Source organism: Martelella sp. UBA3392 (genome assembly GCF_002358775.1).
Classification (GTDB): domain Bacteria; phylum Pseudomonadota; class Alphaproteobacteria; order Rhizobiales; family Rhizobiaceae; genus Martelella; species Martelella mediterranea.
In genome coordinates this window covers 26,603-42,873 of record NZ_DEPM01000129.1, presented here as the reverse complement: position 1 = coordinate 42,873, position 16,271 = coordinate 26,603, and the positions used below count along the sequence as shown (strand labels likewise).

The 16,271-nt window shown below is 62.8% G+C and carries 17 protein-coding genes and 1 pseudogene; 6 read left to right on the top strand and 12 right to left on the bottom strand.

Annotated elements, in window-relative coordinates; translation table 11 throughout:
- Both clpA and B4E36_RS09675 read left to right on the top strand, forming a co-directional pair.
- The coding region (gene clpA, locus B4E36_RS09680) for an ATP-dependent Clp protease ATP-binding subunit ClpA (protein WP_345900288.1) at positions 1-2,022 on the top strand (2,022 nt) is incomplete at its 5' end.
- A gap of 332 nt (positions 2,023-2,354) precedes the next feature.
- Positions 2,355-2,951, top strand: a complete 597-nt coding sequence (locus B4E36_RS09675; protein ID WP_292056604.1) for a LysE family translocator — start codon at positions 2,355-2,357, stop codon at positions 2,949-2,951.
- A 12-nt stretch (positions 2,952-2,963) separates the two neighbouring features.
- On the opposite strand, the pseudogene B4E36_RS09670 reads toward B4E36_RS09675, so the two are convergent.
- Positions 2,964-3,392: pseudogene (locus B4E36_RS09670) on the bottom strand (RNA polymerase sigma factor); the annotation flags it as partial.
- 64 nt (positions 3,393-3,456) lie between these two features.
- Positions 3,457-3,981: a hypothetical protein gene (locus B4E36_RS09665; protein WP_345900287.1), complete on the bottom strand. Its 525-nt coding sequence runs from the start codon at positions 3,979-3,981 to the stop codon at positions 3,457-3,459.
- Between B4E36_RS09665 and B4E36_RS09660 the strand changes: the two genes are divergently transcribed.
- Complete coding sequence (locus B4E36_RS09660; RefSeq protein WP_292056609.1) at positions 3,980-5,107, top strand: ATP-dependent DNA helicase; 1,128 nt, start codon at positions 3,980-3,982, stop codon at positions 5,105-5,107. The genes B4E36_RS09665 and B4E36_RS09660 overlap by 2 nt on opposite strands.
- An 84-nt stretch (positions 5,108-5,191) precedes the next feature.
- Positions 5,192-5,944 (top strand): pyridoxine 5'-phosphate synthase, encoded by a 753-nt coding sequence (locus B4E36_RS09655; protein WP_292056612.1) that lies wholly within the window; start codon positions 5,192-5,194, stop codon positions 5,942-5,944.
- A 12-nt stretch (positions 5,945-5,956) separates the two neighbouring features.
- Here the strand turns inward: B4E36_RS09655 and B4E36_RS09650 are convergent, their stop codons facing one another.
- Positions 5,957-6,844 carry an SDR family oxidoreductase gene (locus B4E36_RS09650; RefSeq protein ID WP_292056613.1) on the bottom strand — a complete coding sequence of 296 codons (888 nt, stop codon included), beginning with the start codon at positions 6,842-6,844 and terminating at the stop codon, positions 5,957-5,959.
- Positions 6,845-6,986: 142 nt separating this feature from the next.
- On the opposite strand from B4E36_RS09650, the gene B4E36_RS09645 reads away from it, so the two are divergent.
- Positions 6,987-7,403 carry a winged helix-turn-helix transcriptional regulator gene (locus tag B4E36_RS09645; protein WP_292056615.1) on the top strand — a complete coding sequence of 139 codons (417 nt, stop codon included), beginning with the start codon at positions 6,987-6,989 and terminating at the stop codon, positions 7,401-7,403.
- A 219-nt stretch (positions 7,404-7,622) separates the two neighbouring features.
- Here B4E36_RS09645 and B4E36_RS09640 read toward each other — a convergent pair whose 3' ends face one another.
- From B4E36_RS09640 to B4E36_RS09625, 4 genes are all read right to left on the bottom strand, one after another.
- On the bottom strand, positions 7,623-8,135 hold the full coding sequence (locus B4E36_RS09640; RefSeq protein WP_292056616.1) for an acyloxyacyl hydrolase: 513 nt from the start codon (positions 8,133-8,135) through the stop codon (positions 7,623-7,625).
- Positions 8,136-8,319: 184 nt separating this feature from the next.
- A complete protein-coding gene (gene purQ, locus B4E36_RS09635; RefSeq protein ID WP_292056619.1) occupies positions 8,320-8,994 on the bottom strand; it encodes a phosphoribosylformylglycinamidine synthase subunit PurQ in 675 nt (224 codons plus the stop codon).
- An 11-nt stretch (positions 8,995-9,005) separates the two neighbouring features.
- Positions 9,006-9,248: a phosphoribosylformylglycinamidine synthase subunit PurS gene (gene purS, locus B4E36_RS09630; RefSeq protein WP_292056621.1), complete on the bottom strand. Its 243-nt coding sequence runs from the start codon at positions 9,246-9,248 to the stop codon at positions 9,006-9,008.
- Between the two features lie 30 nt (positions 9,249-9,278).
- Positions 9,279-10,040 carry a phosphoribosylaminoimidazolesuccinocarboxamide synthase gene (locus B4E36_RS09625; protein ID WP_018063060.1) on the bottom strand — a complete coding sequence of 254 codons (762 nt, stop codon included), beginning with the start codon at positions 10,038-10,040 and terminating at the stop codon, positions 9,279-9,281.
- A 241-nt stretch (positions 10,041-10,281) separates the two neighbouring features.
- Here B4E36_RS09625 and B4E36_RS09620 point away from each other — a divergent pair, with 241 nt between their 5' ends.
- Complete coding sequence (locus B4E36_RS09620) at positions 10,282-10,605, top strand: DUF1476 domain-containing protein (protein WP_292056624.1); 324 nt, start codon at positions 10,282-10,284, stop codon at positions 10,603-10,605.
- Positions 10,606-10,697: 92 nt separating this feature from the next.
- On the opposite strand, the gene glp is transcribed toward B4E36_RS09620, so the two are convergent.
- The 5 genes from glp to B4E36_RS09595 are packed head-to-tail and all read right to left on the bottom strand — an operon-like array spanning position 10,698 to position 16,143.
- Positions 10,698-11,903, bottom strand: a complete 1,206-nt coding sequence (gene glp, locus B4E36_RS09615) for a gephyrin-like molybdotransferase Glp (RefSeq protein WP_292056626.1) — start codon at positions 11,901-11,903, stop codon at positions 10,698-10,700.
- A 3-nt stretch (positions 11,904-11,906) separates the two neighbouring features.
- Positions 11,907-12,398, bottom strand: a complete 492-nt coding sequence (gene moaC / locus B4E36_RS09610) for a cyclic pyranopterin monophosphate synthase MoaC (RefSeq protein ID WP_345900286.1) — start codon at positions 12,396-12,398, stop codon at positions 11,907-11,909.
- Complete coding sequence (trpC, locus tag B4E36_RS09605; RefSeq protein WP_292056630.1) at positions 12,395-13,204, bottom strand: indole-3-glycerol phosphate synthase TrpC; 810 nt, start codon at positions 13,202-13,204, stop codon at positions 12,395-12,397. Before trpC ends, moaC begins: the two co-directional genes overlap by 4 nt.
- On the bottom strand, positions 13,201-14,235 hold the full coding sequence (trpD, locus tag B4E36_RS09600) for an anthranilate phosphoribosyltransferase (RefSeq protein WP_292056632.1): 1,035 nt from the start codon (positions 14,233-14,235) through the stop codon (positions 13,201-13,203). Before trpD ends, trpC begins: the two co-directional genes overlap by 4 nt.
- 12 nt (positions 14,236-14,247) lie before the next feature.
- A complete protein-coding gene (locus B4E36_RS09595; protein WP_345900285.1) occupies positions 14,248-16,143 on the bottom strand; it encodes a SurA N-terminal domain-containing protein in 1,896 nt (631 codons plus the stop codon).
- Positions 16,144-16,271: the final 128 nt, after the last annotated feature.

Sequence of the window (16,271 nt, the reverse complement as noted above, 5' to 3'; positions counted from 1 at the left end):
CATGCCGCCTATTTCCTGCAGCAGCAGGAGATGACGCGCTATGACGCCGTGAACTACATTTCCCATGGCATCGGCAAGCGTCCCGGCTCCTCCGAGACCCGTACGCCGCGTGGCGTCAACGAGCCAGAGGAAAGCGATGCCAGCGGCCAGCGCGAGAGCGAGGACAGCGCTCGCAAGCAGCCGGATGCGCTGAAGGCCTATTGCGTCAACCTCAATGAAAAGGCGATGAGCGGCAAGATCGACCCGCTGATCGGTCGCGATGCCGAGGTCAACCGCACCATCCAGGTGCTGTGCCGCCGGTCCAAGAACAACCCGCTCTATGTTGGCGATCCCGGCGTCGGCAAGACGGCGATCGCCGAGGGCCTCGCCAAGCGGATCGTTGAAGGCAAGGTGCCGGAAGCGCTCATCGACGCCACGATCTTCTCGCTCGACATGGGCACGCTGCTGGCCGGCACGCGCTATCGTGGCGACTTCGAGGAGCGGCTGAAGCAGGTCGTCAAGGAACTCGAGGAATATGAGGGCGCGGTGCTCTTCATCGACGAGATCCATACCGTGATCGGCGCAGGCGCCACGTCTGGCGGCGCGATGGACGCCTCGAACCTATTGAAGCCGGCGCTCTCCTCGGGTGCGATCCGCTGCATCGGTTCGACCACCTACAAGGAATACCGCCAGTTCTTCGAAAAGGACCGGGCGCTGGTGCGCCGGTTCCAGAAGATCGATGTCAACGAGCCCTCCGTGGACGATGCCATCGCGATCATGAAGGGCCTGAAGCCCTATTTCGAGGAATATCACAACCTGCGTTACACCAACGACGCCATCAAGGCGGCGGTGGAACTGTCCGCGCGCTACATCACCGATCGCAAGCTGCCTGACAAGGCCATCGACGTGATCGATGAGAGCGGCGCGGCGCAGATGCTGGTGCCGGTATCGCGCCGTCGCAAGATGATCACCGAAAGGGAGATCGAGGCGACGATCGCGACAATGGCGCGGATCCCGCCAAAGACCGTTTCCAAGGACGACGAGCAGGTGCTCGCCAATCTGGAGCAAGAACTTCGCTCGGTGGTCTACGGCCAGGACAAGGCGATCGATGCGCTGGCGACCTCGATCAAGCTCGCCCGGGCGGGCCTGCGCGAGCCCAACAAGCCGATCGGCTCCTACATCTTCTCCGGCCCTACGGGCGTCGGCAAGACCGAGGTGTCGAAGCAACTTGCCTCCTCGCTCGGCGTCGAGCTTTTGCGCTTCGACATGTCGGAATACATGGAGCGGCACACGGTCTCGCGTCTGCTCGGTGCGCCTCCCGGCTATGTCGGCTTCGACCAGGGCGGTCTCCTGACCGACGGCGTCGATCAGCATCCGCATTGCGTCGTGCTGCTTGACGAGATCGAGAAGGCGCATCCGGACATCTACAACATTCTGTTGCAGGTGATGGACCACGGCTCGCTGACCGACCACAACGGCAAGAAGATCGACTTCCGCAACGTCATCCTGATCATGACGACCAATGCGGGCGCTGCCGAAATGTCGAAGTCGGCGATCGGCTTCGGGTCTTCGCGGCGGACCGGCGAGGACGAGGAAGCGCTCAACCGCATCTTCACGCCGGAGTTCCGCAACCGTCTCGACGCGATCATCCAGTTCGCGCCGCTGCCGACCGAGGTCATCCACCAGGTCGTCCAGAAGTTCGTCATGCAGCTCGAAAGCCAGCTTTCGGAACGCAATGTCACCTTCGAACTAGAGGACAAGGCCGTCGAATGGCTCGCCGAACGCGGCTACGACGAGAAGATGGGAGCGCGGCCGTTGTCGCGGGTCATCCAGGAGTACATCAAGAAGCCGCTCGCCAACGAGATCCTGTTCGGCAAGCTCAAGAAGGGCGGCGTTGTCCGCGTCGGCGTGGCCGAAAAGGATGGCAAGCCGGAACTGACGCTGGAGGCGATCCCCGAGGCAACGCCGATCAAGCCCAGCGAGCTGAAGTCGGACGGCCCCAAGGGCAAGTCCGGCAAGGCAGCCTCCGCCGCCGATACCTGATCTTTGAGCGGGCCCGCCTTCAATCGAAGCGCGGGCCCGCTTTTACCGTGACATATTGGGCGGAAGGTCTGTTCTGCCGTTCTCTCGGGATGGCGTTGAGAGCGCCATTTTTCGCTCATCCTCCGTTTGCGATCGCTCTGGTTGTTTTGCTTGGAAGGCGGGATTCTCGTCCGAGGAGGCTTGGGCTATGGGGCCGGGGATTTCGGAAAAGCTTGCTCCCGGACTGCTATGGAAGGTAGAAGACGAATTTCTGCCGATGGCGTTTCCCTTTACGGCGAACATCAGCGGCAGAGGCTTTGCTGGCGGCAAAATCAGTTCGGGAAACGGGCGACATGAACCATGAAACATTGCTGGCCCTGTTCGGTTTCGCGGTCGCGGCCTCGTTCACGCCGGGACCGAACAATTTCATGGTGTTTGCGTCGACGGTGAATTTCGGCTTTTACCGCACGATCCCCCATATGGCCGGAGTCGTGATCGGCTTCATGGTGCTGATGGCCGCGATCGGCGCGGGGCTCGGCGCGGTCGTCGCCGCCTTTCCCAAACTGCTGATCGTCGCCAAGATCGCCGGAGGCGCGTATCTTGTCTGGATCGCCTGGAAGATCGCCAATACAAGGCAGATGGATTCGGGCCGGACGGTCTCCGGCCGGCCGTTGACCTTCCTTCAGGCCGCCGCCTTTCAATGGGTCAACCCGAAGGCCTGGATCATGTCGCTGACGGCGATATCGGTTTATACCTATCCGGACCGCTATGCGTTTTCGGTCGCGCTGGTGTCAGGCATGTTCGGCGTGGTGTCGGTGCCGAGCCTTTCGATCTGGGGCGGTTTCGGTGCTGGGCTGCGCGACTGGCTGTCTGTCGGCAACAGGCTTCGATGGTTCAACATCGCGATGGCGATCCTGCTGGTCGCAAGTCTCTGGCCGATGCTCTCCTGATAGCGCTGCGGCCAGCCGCCGGCGCGCCCGCGACAGGCGCGACATCACCGTGCCGAGGGGAATGGCGAGCCTTTCCGCGATCTCCTCATAGCCATAACCCTCGATATCCCTGAGGATCGCGACGGCGCGGAAGTCGGGCTCAAGCGCGTCGAGCGCGGCCTCGACGCCGAGCCGGTCTATCTCGATGGCTTCCGTCGAATTGTCGGCAAGGCCGCAATCCTCGTCCAGAACCATCATCGGCAACACGCGGTCATGGCGGCGGCGATTGGCGTCGATGTGGCGCATGATCGCGTAGAGCCAGCCGCCGAGATTTTCGCCCCGCCACTGGTCGCGGCGCTCGAAGGCGACCGTGAGCGTGTTCTGCAAAAGATCGTCGCCGTCGGCGGTCGATCCGGCCAAAGCGCCGGCCATGCGGCGGAGCTTCGGCAATTGCTCGAGCATCTCAGTCTCGAATGCGATGCGTGGCGGCGCAGCCTCAGAGCGACGCTGCGCCGTTCCGGCGCGATCATGCCGGTCGCGCCACCTGCCAGTTGCCGTGATCGGCGTTCTGGCCGGTGATGTCGCCGGATTTCTTGTCCGCCGAGCGGAAGTAGAGGGGTTCGCCATTCAATGCCCACTGTCTCTGGCCATCCTTGCGCATCACAAAGCTGTAATGTGCGAAGGGTTGCGCGGATGGGTTGGCGAGATATGGAGGCCATTCCCGGGCGCAGCTACCGTAGCAAACGGATTGGTGCCTTGCGTCCTTGTCATAGGTGTAGAGCGTCTGGCCGTTCTGTCCGGCGAGAACCGGGCCGTCCGGCGTGTTGATGGCCTGGAAGGTGGTGGTGCCGGCATGGGCCATTCCTGCAAAGGCCGCAAGTGCAACGGCTGCGAGGATCGGTGTCTTCTTCATCATGGTTGTCGTTCCGTGTCGTGATAACCGCAGATTGCGGTGGTTACATGCCATAGACACCTCGGCGGGTGGTTTTATTCCCGGACCTTGCGGTTTTTTGTTGCCGAGCGACGGCGAATCCTGCCAATTCACGCTCATGGATTTCTCACCGCAACAGGATGAAGCGCTACAGGCGGTGGCGCGCTGGCTGAAGGAAGGCCGGGCCCCGGTGTTCCGCCTTTTCGGCTTCGCCGGAACCGGCAAGACCACGCTTGCGCGCTATTTTGCCGAGCATGTCGACGGCGAGGTGCTGTTTGCCGCCTTCACCGGCAAGGCCGCGCAGGTGCTGCGCTCTCGCGGTGCCACCAATGCCCGCACCATCCATTCGCTGATCTATCGCCCCAAGGGCGAGGAGATGATCGAGGACGAGGAGACCGGCAAGACCTCGGTGTCGCCGATGTTCACCCTCAACCGCCAGAGCCCGCTCGCCAAGGCGGCGCTGATCATCATCGACGAATGCTCGATGGTGGACGAAAAGCTCGGCCAGGATCTGGTTTCCTTCGGCACGCCGGTGCTTGTGCTCGGCGATCCCGGCCAGTTGCCGCCGGTTTCGGGTGGGGGCTATTTCACCAATCACGAACCCGATTACCTGCTGACCGAAATCCATCGGCAGGCCCGCGACAACCCGATCATCGACCTTGCGATGAAAGTGCGTGAGGGCAAGGAGATCGGCTATGGCGATTACGGCCTTGCGCAGGTCATCTCCAAGCATGACGTCACGCAGGAACTGGTGCTGGAGGCCGATCAGGTACTGGTCGGCACCAATCGCACCCGCCGGCGCTATAACCAGCGGCTGCGCGAGTTGAAGGGTTTTTCGCAGATCCACCCGCAGGCCGGCGATAAGCTGGTTTGTCTCAGAAACGATCCGGCCAAGGGCCTGTTCAACGGCTCGCTGTGGAAGGTGATGTCCGCCTCGCGCGAAACCGTGAAGCCCGGCATCAATCTTCTGGTGAACCCGGAGGAGGACGACCCCGATCGCGGCGCGTCTCGTATCAAGCTGCTGAAGGCGGCGTTCGAGGACAGTGAAACCGAGATTCCGTGGTCGACCAAGAAGCGCTATGACGACTTCGATTACGGCTATGCGCTCACGGTGCACAAGGCCCAGGGCTCGCAATGGAACAATGTCGTGCTGTTTGACGAAAGCTGGGCGTTTCGCGACACGCGGGAGCGCTGGCTGTACACGGCGATCACGCGGGCGGCCGAAAAACTGACCATCGTCATGTAATGACGCAACCTTTTGTTGCCGCGAGGCGCGCTTTGGCGCATACACGGCGAGACGCCTTTCGGCGCGGTCCATCTGGAGGGAGCCATGGTCGCCAAGCTGTCCGTTAACCTGAATGCGATTGCCCAGTTGCGCAACCGGCGCGACCTGCCATGGCCGAATGTGCGCCATTTCGGCAGGATCGCCCTTGAAGCGGGTGCGCATGGCCTGACGGTGCATCCAAGGCCCGACCAGCGCCACATCCGGTTTTCCGATCTTCCGGTCCTGCGGGCGCTGATCGATGATGAATTTCCGCAGGCGGAGTTCAATATCGAAGGCTATCCGAGCGATTTCTTTATCGGGCTCTGTCTGGAAACCGAGCCCGAACAGGTGACGCTGGTGCCGGATGACCCGGCGCAGGCGACCTCCGACCATGGCTGGAAATTCGCCGCGCATCGCGACCTGCTGAAGAAGTCGGTCGATAAGCTCAAGAAGAAGAATATCCGGGTTTCAATGTTCGCTGACGGCGACGCAACCGACGCCGAGCTTGAGGCCGCGCGCGCGAGCGGCGCGGACCGGATCGAACTCTATACCGGCCCCTATGGCGCGTGTTTCGATGATCCTGACAGGGAGGCCGCGCTGGCAAAGCAGTTGGGCGACACGGCCCGCCGCGCCCGCGAACGCGGTCTCGGCGTCAATGCCGGCCACGACCTGACCGTCGCCAACCTTCCGCCGCTTGTCGCGGCGATACCGGATCTGGCGGAGGTCTCGATCGGCCATGGCCTTACCGCCGATGCGCTCGAATACGGCATGGCGGAGAGCGTGAGGCGCTTCCGCCATGCCTGTGGCGAACCGGCCTGAAACGGCGCAGCTTCAGGCGGACAGGGCCTCGCGGTTGTTCTCGAAGAAGGCGCGAAGCGGCTTCGGCTTGCGGCCGGTGAGGCGCTCGAAATCATCGTTGATGATGTCGAAACGGCCCGTGCGGATATTGTCGTCCGTGCTCACGAGCATGTCCACGAGGAAGGGCGGCAGGCCGACGCCTTCAAGGGTCTTGCGCAGCGTGTCGCTGTCGACATGCTGCACCTCGAGCGGCTTGCCGCTGAATTCCCGTGCTAACGCCGCAATCTCATCGATGGAATAGCCCTCGGGGCCGACAAGCGTGTAGATCGCGCTCTCGTCGGTTTGCGAAAGCAGGGCGGCGGCAAGCGCCCGCGCGCAATCATCATGGGCGACGTAGCTGAGTTTCCCGTTGCCGGCCGCCGACATGATCACGCCGTGCTCCAGCGCCTGCGGCAGGCTCATCAGCAGGTTTTCCTGATACCAGGTATTGCGCAGGATGGTGTAGCCGAGACCGCTATCCTTCACCGACTTCTCGCTTCCCAGATGATCGCCCGCAAAGCTGATGAGCGAATCTTCGGGGTTCGGCAGCGAGGTGTAGATGATATGGCGGACACCGGCTGCCTTGGCGGCGTCCACCGCGGCGCTGTGCTGGGCGACCCGATCGGTTCCCGGGGCGACGGCATCGGTGGAGATGATCGCGACCCGCTCCGCGCCGGCGAATGCCGGGCCAAGCGTTTCAGGCGCATTGAAATCGGCTTGCCGCACGACGACGCCTTTTTCGGCATAGCCGGCGAGTTTGGTAACGTCGCGCGTGGTGGCGATGATCCGGGCGGGATCCTTGCCGGCGGCCAGAAGAAAGTCCAGCGTTTCGCGGCCGAGCTTTCCGGACGCGCCGGTCACGAGAATTGTCGGGTTGGTCATGGAGTGGTCTTCCTGTAAGATTAAAACTATTAAAGAGCTCTAGTCTCAAAAAGAGACCGCTATCTCATCTAATGTGATTTTCGATGATGTAAAGACGGGTTTAATTTGTTCGCAGGTTACACCGCTGTGCCTAGGAGATGAAATGACTGACGATCTTTCCGCATGGAGTCGCGCACAACTCGCCGAAATCGTGTCCGACGACATGGTCGAGAATTGTCCGGTGCGCGATGTGCTCAATCAGGTTGCGGGAAAGTGGAGCACGCTGCTGCTCATGGCGCTTTCGAGCGGCCCCATGCGCTTTGCCGAGTTGAAACGCATGACGCCTGACATCTCGCAACGCATGCTGACCAAGACGCTGAGGGACCTGAACCGGGACGGCTACATCACCCGCACCGTGTTCCCGACCAAGCCGCCCAAGGTAGTCTATGATCTGACGGCAACGGGTCGTTCATTTCTTGAGCCGTTTTCGCTGCTGGTCGCCTGGGCGAAGGACAATCACAGGGGGATACGCGATGCGCGCATTGAATTCGATCGCGCCGAGCGCGACATGGTCTCTTGAGGATCGCAGAAAAACGAAACGCCCCGGAGCAGGGGGGATGCCGGGGCGTTTCTTTGGGGGTCATGCTCGAACGTATAACCACAAAACGCGGCCTGTGTCCGTATGGTTCCCATATATGGTTAATATTCCGGCGATTTAAAGGCGCAGAAGATTGATGGGGTTTTCGGAACGCAGCGCACTGCGATCCTCAAGCCGACGCCCTCATCAGTTTGACCAGATTCAGAAACTGCGGCCAAGCCCGATGCCGCCATAGGTCAGGCCGCTGTTGGGGGAGGCGAGATCGGCGTTGGAGGAATGGCGGACCGTGGCCGTCAGGCTCCAGTTTTCGTCGAGATTGACGCCGAGAGCGACATATTCGTGAAACAGGACGTGCGAGCCGACGCCGGGTCCGCGACCGCCTTCATCAATATCGGCGTTGGTCAGCGCGCCGCCGAAACCGATATCCGCGAAGGTCGGTCCCAGCAGCGGAAACTTCCAGCTCGCGCCCGCCATGATCTGCGACGATTCGTCATCGGTCGAGATGCTGGCGCTGAGGAAGAAGCGGGGATGGAAAACCTTGTCGAAACCTTCCCGGCCCTCGCTGTGCAACGGATCGAAGAACACGCTCGGGATCAGGAAAACGCCGCTTTCAAAATCCGACTTGGCGCCGAGCGAGGCTGCCACTTCGAAGCGGACTTCATCGAAAATACCGTCGCTGGAAACGGGCGCAGGAGAGGCGGGTACGCTATCCATATCGGCGCCAGAGGCAGCAGTTGCGGTGATCAGGGCAAACGCAATTGCTGCCGCCGACGTCGGAAATCTGTTCAGATGCATAGGGCCGACCTAATCGAATCAATACAGCAGCAATCGTGCGCTGCCTTATTTTTCCCCAATACTGATCATTCTCACGCTCAGGTCAAGCCAAACGTGCGCCGTATCAGGCAACCTCAATCTGTCCCAGCGCCGCCTCGAAAAGGCGACGGCCGTCGGTGCCGCCATGGGCCGGCTCGATCAGATTTTCGGGGTGCGGCATCATGCCGAGCACATTGCCGGCTTCGTTGACGAGACCCGCGATATCGTTGACCGAGCCGTTGGGATTGGTGCCCTCCGCATAGCGGAACACGACCTGGCCGCGATCTTCGAGAGCCGCAAGCGTATCGGCGTCGGCGAAGTAATTGCCGTCATGATGGGCGACAGGGCAGCGGATCACTTCGCCGGCGGCGTAGAGGCTGGTGAAAGCGGTGCGGTTGTTCGCCACCGTCAGGCGGACCTCGCGGCACACGAATTTCAGCGATGCATTGCGCATCAGCGCGCCCGGCAGAAGGCCGGCCTCGAGCAGGATCTGGAAACCATTGCAGACGCCGATGACACGCACGCCCGCGCGCGCCTTTTCGGCAACCGCGCGCATCACCGGCATGCGGGCGGCGATCGCGCCGCAGCGCAGGTAGTCGCCGTAGGAGAATCCACCGGGGATCACGATCAGGTCGACATCCGGCAGTTCGGTCTCTGTCTGCCAGACGGTGACCGGATCGGTGCCGGAAATCTGGCTCAGGGCTGCGAACATGTCGCGGTCGCGGTTAAGGCCGGGAAGCTGGATAAGAGCGGATTTCATGGCGGCTCCGATCAGTTCAGCTCGATGGCGTAGTTTTCGATCACCATATTGGCCAGCAGCTTCTCGCACATCGCGGCGACATCGGCTTCGGCCTTGGCGCGGTCATCGGTATCGAGCGCGAGGTCGAAGACCTTGCCCTGGCGCGCGCCGGAAAGGCCCGCAAAGCCGAGGCCATGCAGCGCGCCTTCGATCGCCTTTCCCTGCGGATCGAGTACGCCGTTTTTCAAGGTGACGATGACGCGTGCGTTGATCACTGGCTTAACCTCAGCTTCTGTTCGAAAATTCTATTTGACCAGGACGGGGCCGGCGGCGCGCGTCGGCTCGTTCTCATTCATGATGCCGAGCCGGCGGGCGACCTCGGAATAGGCGCTGACTGCAACGCCGTCGCCGCCCTCGACGCGCGAATCGAGACGCTGGCGGGTCGCCAGATCCATCAGGCGACAGGAATCAGGGGAAATCTCGTCGGCCAGGATGATGCGCATCATGTCGCCCTCGAACAGGCGGCCGCATTCGATCTTGAAATCGACGAGCTGCATGCCGGCGCCGAGAAACAGGCCGGACAGGAAGTCGTTGATCCGGATCGCCAGCGCCATCATGTCGTCGAGCTCCGGCGGCGAGGCCCAGCCGAAGGCGGTGATGTGTTCCTCGGTCACCAGCGGATTGCCGAGCTCATCGGAATTCAAGCTGAACTCGACGATCGAGCGGGGCAGGGGAACGCCCTCCTCGATGCCGAGACGGCGCGACAGCGAGCCTGCCGCGATATTGCGCACGGTGACGATCAGCGGGATCATCTCGACTTCGCGCACGAGCTGTTCGCGCATGTTGAGGCGGCGGATGAAATGGGTGGGAATCCCGATCGCGTTCAGATGTCCGAAGACATATTCCGAAATGCGGTTGTTCAGAACACCCTTTCCGTCGATCACGTCGGCGCCCGCACCCGGTTCGGTGCTGGCGTCGTCCTTGAAGAACTGGATCAGGGTTCCGGGCTCGGGGCCCTCGTAAAGGACTTTGCCCTTGCCTTCATAAACCCGGCGGCGACGACTCATCTCTGTCTCGTATACGTTGGCGCGCCAAGCGCGCTGAAATCATCAGTTTCGCTGCAATAGCGAGTTTGCGCCGCTTTCTCAATCAAAACCACGTGTTTTTCAAGGCAATTGCGGTTTTGCACCTTTTGCTGACGACAAAGCGTCGCATGCGGGCAAATTTTGAAGCAAATGCCGGTTTTTTTCTTCTCAATCGCGCAAAGACATACCATCTTAGGAGGACAAGATTATTAGGGAGGTCGACATGGCAGATCGAATCTTTGCAGACCGCGGGCGCGCCCACGAGGCCGCTTACACGGCGGAACAGCATGCGCATTTCAACACGCTCGCCCGGCGCAACCGGATGCTGGCCAACTGGGCGGCAGGACTTTTGAACCGTGAAGGCGACCAGGCCTATATCAGCGAGGTGATGGCCAGCCATTTCATCGAGGCCGGCGACGCCGATCTGACGGGCAAGCTGATGGCGGACTTCAATGCCGCCGGCGTCGAAATGGACGAGCAGACGATTCATGCCAAGCTGAACGAGTTCATGCTCGCGGCCGCGGCCCAGGAAAAGGGTTCGGCCTGAGGCACTTGGAGCGGTCTAGGCTTTTTCGGAAGGCGTGACCGCTCTGCCTCTTTTTCGAGGCGCGGCCGGTCGGGCCGCTCCCCGCGCATCGCTCAGCCGAGGGTCACGATCCTGACGGTCTCGCCCGCTTCAACCGCCTTGGCATGGGGCGGGCGGATGATCAGGCAATCCGCTTCGGCAAGGGTGGCCTGCAGGGACGAATCCTGCCGATCGAACATCTCGACGCGACCTTCGCGATCAAACCGGCCGCGCATATAGTGCTGGCGCGGGCCGTTGTCGGCGAGCGTTGATGCGGCGATTGCCGTGGCCTCGCGCTTGCGCGGCGGGAAATGTCCGACATGGCGGATGAGTGGCTCGGCAAAGAGCAGGGCGCAGACGAAGCTCGAGACCGGGTTGCCGGGCAGGCCGAGCACGCGCATATCTCCGAGCCGGCCGACCATCAACGGCTTTCCCGGCCGCATCGCGATCTTCCAGAAGTCGAGTTCCATGCCCATGGCGGCAAGCGTGGGGCGGATCAGGTCGTGATCGCCGACCGACGCGCCGCCAATCGTCACCAGGATATCGGCCTTCGCCGCGACGGCCTTTTCGACCGCCCCGCGTATCGCCGCTTCGCTGTCGCCGGCAATGCCGAGATCGATGACATCCGCGCCGTTGTCGCGGGCAAGTGCTGCAATGGCGACGCTTCCGGACGCCGAAATCTGGCCGGGACCGGGAAGCGTGCCGGGCGGCACCAGCTCATTGCCGGTGGCAAGCACGGCGACGCGCGGCCGGCGAAAGACGGGAAGCGTAGCGTGGCCGCCGGCTGCCGCAAGCGAAAGCGCGCGGGCGTCAAGCGCGCGGCCGCGGCGGAGCAGGATATCGCCCGCGGCGAAATCCTGTCCCGCCTTCCGGATGTTATCGCCCCTGATGGCGGCGGTTTTGAAGAAGACCCCGGCCTCGCCGCGCTTTTCGGTATTTTCCTGTATCACCACGCTGTCGGCGCCTTGCGGCAGTGGCGCGCCGGTGAAAATCCGCATCGCGGTTCCGGCGGTCACAAGCGCATCCGGCATCGCGCCGGCGGCGACCTCGCCGATGACCTGAAGCTCCGCGCCTTCGGGCCCGATATCGCCCGCGCGCACCGCATAGCCGTCCATGGCGGAGGCCGCGAAGGGCGGCTGGGTGATGCGGGAGGCGACGTCCTCGCAAAGCACGCGCCCATCGGCATCCGCGAGCGCCACGGTTTCCGTGTCGCTCACCTGCGCGGCATGCTCCAGCAGGATCTCGCCGGCTCTTTCAACGCTCAGCAGGGGATCGGCCATGGCTCAGCCTCCACGCTTGAAATCGCCGCTTGCGCCGCCGGATTTCTCGACCAGCCGTATTGCGCCGATTTCCATTTCGCGGTCGGCGGCCTTGGCCATGTCGTAGATCGTGAGACAGGCGACCGACACGGCGGTCAGCGCCTCCATCTCGACGCCGGTCCGTCCGGAAAGCGAGGCTGTGGCGACGACCCGAAGACCCGGAAGTGCTGCGTCGGCTTCGATGTCGACGGCGATCTTGGTCAGCATCAGCGGATGGCAGAGCGGGATGAGGTTCGCCGTCTGCTTCGCGCCCATGATCCCTGCCAGTCGGGCGGTGGCGATCACGTCGCCCTTCTTGGCATTGCCGGTTTCGATCAGCGCGAGCGTTTCGGGCTTCATCCGGACATGGCCTTCCGCCGTGGCGGAGCGGATGGTCTCGGCCTTGGCGCCGACATCGACCATGCGGGCCTCGCCGGTCTCGCCGATATGGGTCAGCCCGGCTGGCTTGTCGGTCATGGCGCGGCCTCGGCTGTGCCCTTCAGCAGCGCACGGGTGGCTGCTGCGATATCGTCCTTGCGCATCAGGCTCTCGCCCACGAGGAAGGTGGAAATGCCGACCTTTGCCAGCCGCAGGCAATCGTCATGGACGAAGATGCCGCTCTCGCCGACGATCAGCCGGTCCTCCGGGATCATCGGAACGAGCCTTTCGCTGGTCTCAAGCGAGACCTCGAAGGTGCGCAGATTGCGGTTGTTGATGCCGATCAGCGGCGAGGAGAGCTTCAGCGCCCGCTCGCATTCCGCCTCGTCATGGACCTCGATCAGCGCGTCCATGCCGAGTTCGAAGGCGGTCTCCTCCAGGAGCCGGGCCTCGTCATCGGAAAGGCTCGCCATGATGATCAGGATGCAATCGGCTTGCCAGGCGCGGGCCTCGTAGACCTGATAGGGCTCGAACATGAAATCCTTGCGCAGAGCGGGAAGGGCGCAGGCCGCCTTGGCGGCAGCGAGGAATTCCGGCGCGCCCTGGAAGCTCGGCGTATCGGTCAGCACCGAAAGGCAGGCCGCCCCGCCTTCCTCATAGGCCGCGGCGAAGGCCGGCGGATCGAAATCCGGGCGGATCAGCCCCTTGGAGGGGCTTGCCTTCTTGATCTCGGCGATCAGACCGAAATCGCCCGCAGCCTTTCTGGCGAAAAGCGCATCGGCAAAACCGCGCGGTTGATCGACATCGCGAATCCGCGCCTTCAGCTCATCGAGCGGCACAGTGCTCTTGGCGGCGGCAATTTCCTCGCGCTTGTAAGCTTCGATCTTTTTCAGAATATCGGTCATGGCCGGATCCCATGTTCGGGCTTTCGGTTTGAAACGGCAACCAGCCGCTCGAGCGCAAGCGCCGCCTTGCCGCTCTCCAGCGCATCCGTGGCAATCACCATGCCGTCGGAGATCGTATCGGCCTTGCCGGCGACAACGAGGGCCGCGGCGGCATTGCAGAGCGCGATATCGCGATAGGCGTTCTTTTCGCCGGCGAGCACCTCGCGCAGCGCCGCCGCATTGACCTTGCCATCGCCGCCGCGCAGCGCTTTTAGCTCGACTTGTGGAACGCCGAAATTGGAGGGCGAAAGCGTGAATTCGCGGACCTTGCCATCGGCAAGCTCGGCCACCAGTGTTTCGCCGGTCGTGGTGATCTCGTCGAGGCCCTGGCCGTGGACGACCCAGACTTTCTCTGACCCGTGGTCGCGCAGAACCTCCGCGAGCGGACGCACCCATTCGGCGGCAAACACGCCGAGCAATTGCCGTTTGACGCCCGCGGGATTGGAAAGCGGACCGAGCAGGTTAAAGATCGTGCGGGTGCCAAGCTCCACACGCGACGGGCCGACATGGCGCATGGCGGCGTGGTGCTTCTGGGCAAACATGAAGCCTATGCCGGCCTCTTCCAGACAGGCCTCGATCAGGGCCGGCGTGATATCGAGATCGACGCCGAGTTCCGACAGGCTGTCGGCAGTGCCTGAGCGGGAACTGAGCGCGCGGTTGCCATGCTTGGCGACGGTGACGCCGGCGCCTGCGGTGATGATCGCCGCCAGCGTCGAGATGTTGTAGGTCCCCGCGCCGTCGCCGCCGGTGCCGACGATATCGATGGCATCGGCCGGGGCTTTGACGGGCGTCATCTTGGCGCGCATGGTCGAGACCGCGCCGACGATCTCGTCGACCGTCTCGCCCTTGACCCTCAGCGCCATCAGGAAACCGCCGATCTGCGAGGGCGTGGCCTCGCCCGACATCAGCAGATCGAAGGCCTGGCGGGCTTCGTCACTGGAAAGCGACTGGCCGCTTGCGACTTTCGCGATGAAGGGCTTCAGCTCGGACATTGTTCGCTCTTCTTATCTGAGGTTGATCGCCTGCTGGGCGAGCGTCTGGTTGATCGTGACGCCATATTCGCCCTGCAGCTTGTTGATCATTTCGTCGAGAATGTCGTCGCCGGCATAGGATGCGATGGCGTTGACCGCCTGGTCGTCGCCGGATGCCGCCAGCGTGCCGACCGGGTTGACGACGGCCACGACCTTCAGCACCACCTGTTCGGTGCCGCTGTCGCGGGGCGCGGTGGCCACGGTGCCGAGCGGACCGCTGAAGGCGGCGGCGACGGCTTCCGGGCCGAGATCATCGTTTTGCGTGGTGCGGGTGACGGAGGTTACGCTGTTGACGTCGATCGCCAGTTCATCGGCAATCTGCTGCAGGCTCTCGCCGCCCTCGACGCGGGCTTGCAACTCGCTGGCCTTGTCGGCAAGAGCCTCGCGCTGCTGCTCGGCCGCCCAATCGACCTCCACCTGGCTGCGAACCTCTTCAAATTCGCGGTCGCGCGAGGGGGTGATGTCGACGACCTCGTACCAGACAACGCCGCCGTCATTGAGCGTGAGCGGCAGGTTCTCGACGCCGATATCGCTGTCGAAGGCCGAAGCGACGAGCTCGGTGCCGAGCGGAATATCGGCAACGGGAGCGCCGCTTTCATCGTTGCCCTGGGCGTCGATGGCGTCGATGGTCACCGGCTCGAGGCCCAGGCTTTGGGCCGCTTCGGCCATCGAGGCGCCGCCGGCGCGCTGGTCTTCGTACTGGTTTTCGACATTCAGGATATCGTCCGTTGCCTGCTGCTCGGCGAGTTCCTGACGGATCCGGTCCTTGACCTGATCGAACGGCGTGACCTGTTCGGGCGAGATCGCGGTGACCCGCAGGATCACCGGGCCGAAATTGCCCTGGACGACTTCGCTGGTGCCGCCCTCGTTCTCGATGGCGAAGGCCGCCTCGTTGATCGAGGCGTCCGGAAACTGGCCCTTGGTGAAGATGCCGAGGGTCACGTCGCCGGTGGTCTTGCCCTGTTCGCTGATAAGCTGGTCGAATGTCTTGGTGCCATCGGCGAGCGCCTGGGCCGCCTGTTCGGCCTCCGCCTGATCGGAGAAGGTCAGCTGCTGAATGCGGCGCTCCTCCGGCTTGGTGAAGCTCGAAATCCGGGCATCGTAATCCTCGCGCACGGCGGCATCGGTGATGGCATCGGGATCGGCGATATCGGACGGATGCAGCGCCACATAGGCAAGCTTGCGATATTCCGGCGCGCGGTAGGCCGCCTTGCGCTGCTCGAACCAGGGCTTCAGCACCTCGTCGCCCGGCGATTTCACCGGCTCGATGAAGGCGTTGTTCAGCACGATATAATCGACGCCGCGGGACTGGTTGCGGTATTCGCTGATGGCATCCACCAGGGCTTTGGGCGGGACGAAGCCATCGGCGATGCCATCGACGACCTGGGAGCGCACGGCGACCTTGGAGCGTTCGGCGACATAGTCATCCTCGTTGAGGCCGACATTGCGCAACAGCGCGCTGAAGCGCTGGCGGTCGAAACGGCCATCGGCATTCTGGAAGGCGGGGTCCTGGGCGATGATCTCTGCCAGCCGGTCTTCTGAGAGGCCGAGATTCATGTCGTCGGCGAGCTGGTCGAGCGCGGCGCCGGCGACGAGCTGGGCGTTGACCTGCTGGTCGACGCCGATCATGCGGGCTTCCTCGCCGGTCAGCCGCCGGCCGAACTGGTTGCTGAGGCTGTTCAACTGGCGCTGATAGGCGAGGCGATATTCATTGGCCGAGACGGTCTTGTCACCGACCTTCAGCACCACATCGGAATTGCCGGACAGGAACGCGCTCGACGCCCCCCATACGCCGAAGGAGATGATCAGCAGGATCAAGAGGAGTTTCGCGACCCAGGTCTGGGCGCCTTTGCGCAGTGTCTCAAGCATTCTTGTGCAGTCCCTGTTTGCCGGTCCTTCGGTTTTGTGACGCTTCATAGACGAAGATGCAACCGAATTGAAGCCGCAGATGCGATGGCCGGCCGGGCAGGGGATGATAACCGTTCATTAACCATAAA

Coding starts and splice junctions, on each gene's coding strand:
- B4E36_RS09625 (WP_018063060.1), bottom strand. CDS start 10,040: ATGAGTCGTCGCCGCCGGGTTTATGAAGGCAAGGGCAAAGTCCTTTAC.
- B4E36_RS09620 (WP_292056624.1), top strand. CDS start 10,282: ATGGCAGATCGAATCTTTGCAGACCGCGGGCGCGCCCACGAGGCCGCT.
- moaC (WP_345900286.1), bottom strand. CDS start 12,398: ATGACCGACAAGCCAGCCGGGCTGACCCATATCGGCGAGACCGGCGAG.
- trpD (WP_292056632.1), bottom strand. CDS start 14,235: ATGTCCGAGCTGAAGCCCTTCATCGCGAAAGTCGCAAGCGGCCAGTCG.
- trpC (WP_292056630.1), bottom strand. CDS start 13,204: ATGACCGATATTCTGAAAAAGATCGAAGCTTACAAGCGCGAGGAAATT.
- B4E36_RS09595 (WP_345900285.1), bottom strand. CDS start 16,143: ATGCTTGAGACACTGCGCAAAGGCGCCCAGACCTGGGTCGCGAAACTC.
- B4E36_RS09655 (WP_292056612.1), top strand. CDS start 5,192: ATGGTCGCCAAGCTGTCCGTTAACCTGAATGCGATTGCCCAGTTGCGC.
- B4E36_RS09665 (WP_345900287.1), bottom strand. CDS start 3,981: ATGAGCGTGAATTGGCAGGATTCGCCGTCGCTCGGCAACAAAAAACCG.
- glp (WP_292056626.1), bottom strand. CDS start 11,903: ATGGCCGATCCCCTGCTGAGCGTTGAAAGAGCCGGCGAGATCCTGCTG.
- B4E36_RS09675 (WP_292056604.1), top strand. CDS start 2,355: ATGAACCATGAAACATTGCTGGCCCTGTTCGGTTTCGCGGTCGCGGCC.
- B4E36_RS09645 (WP_292056615.1), top strand. CDS start 6,987: ATGACTGACGATCTTTCCGCATGGAGTCGCGCACAACTCGCCGAAATC.
- B4E36_RS09640 (WP_292056616.1), bottom strand. CDS start 8,135: ATGGATAGCGTACCCGCCTCTCCTGCGCCCGTTTCCAGCGACGGTATT.
- purQ (WP_292056619.1), bottom strand. CDS start 8,994: ATGAAATCCGCTCTTATCCAGCTTCCCGGCCTTAACCGCGACCGCGAC.
- B4E36_RS09650 (WP_292056613.1), bottom strand. CDS start 6,844: ATGACCAACCCGACAATTCTCGTGACCGGCGCGTCCGGAAAGCTCGGC.
- B4E36_RS09660 (WP_292056609.1), top strand. CDS start 3,980: ATGGATTTCTCACCGCAACAGGATGAAGCGCTACAGGCGGTGGCGCGC.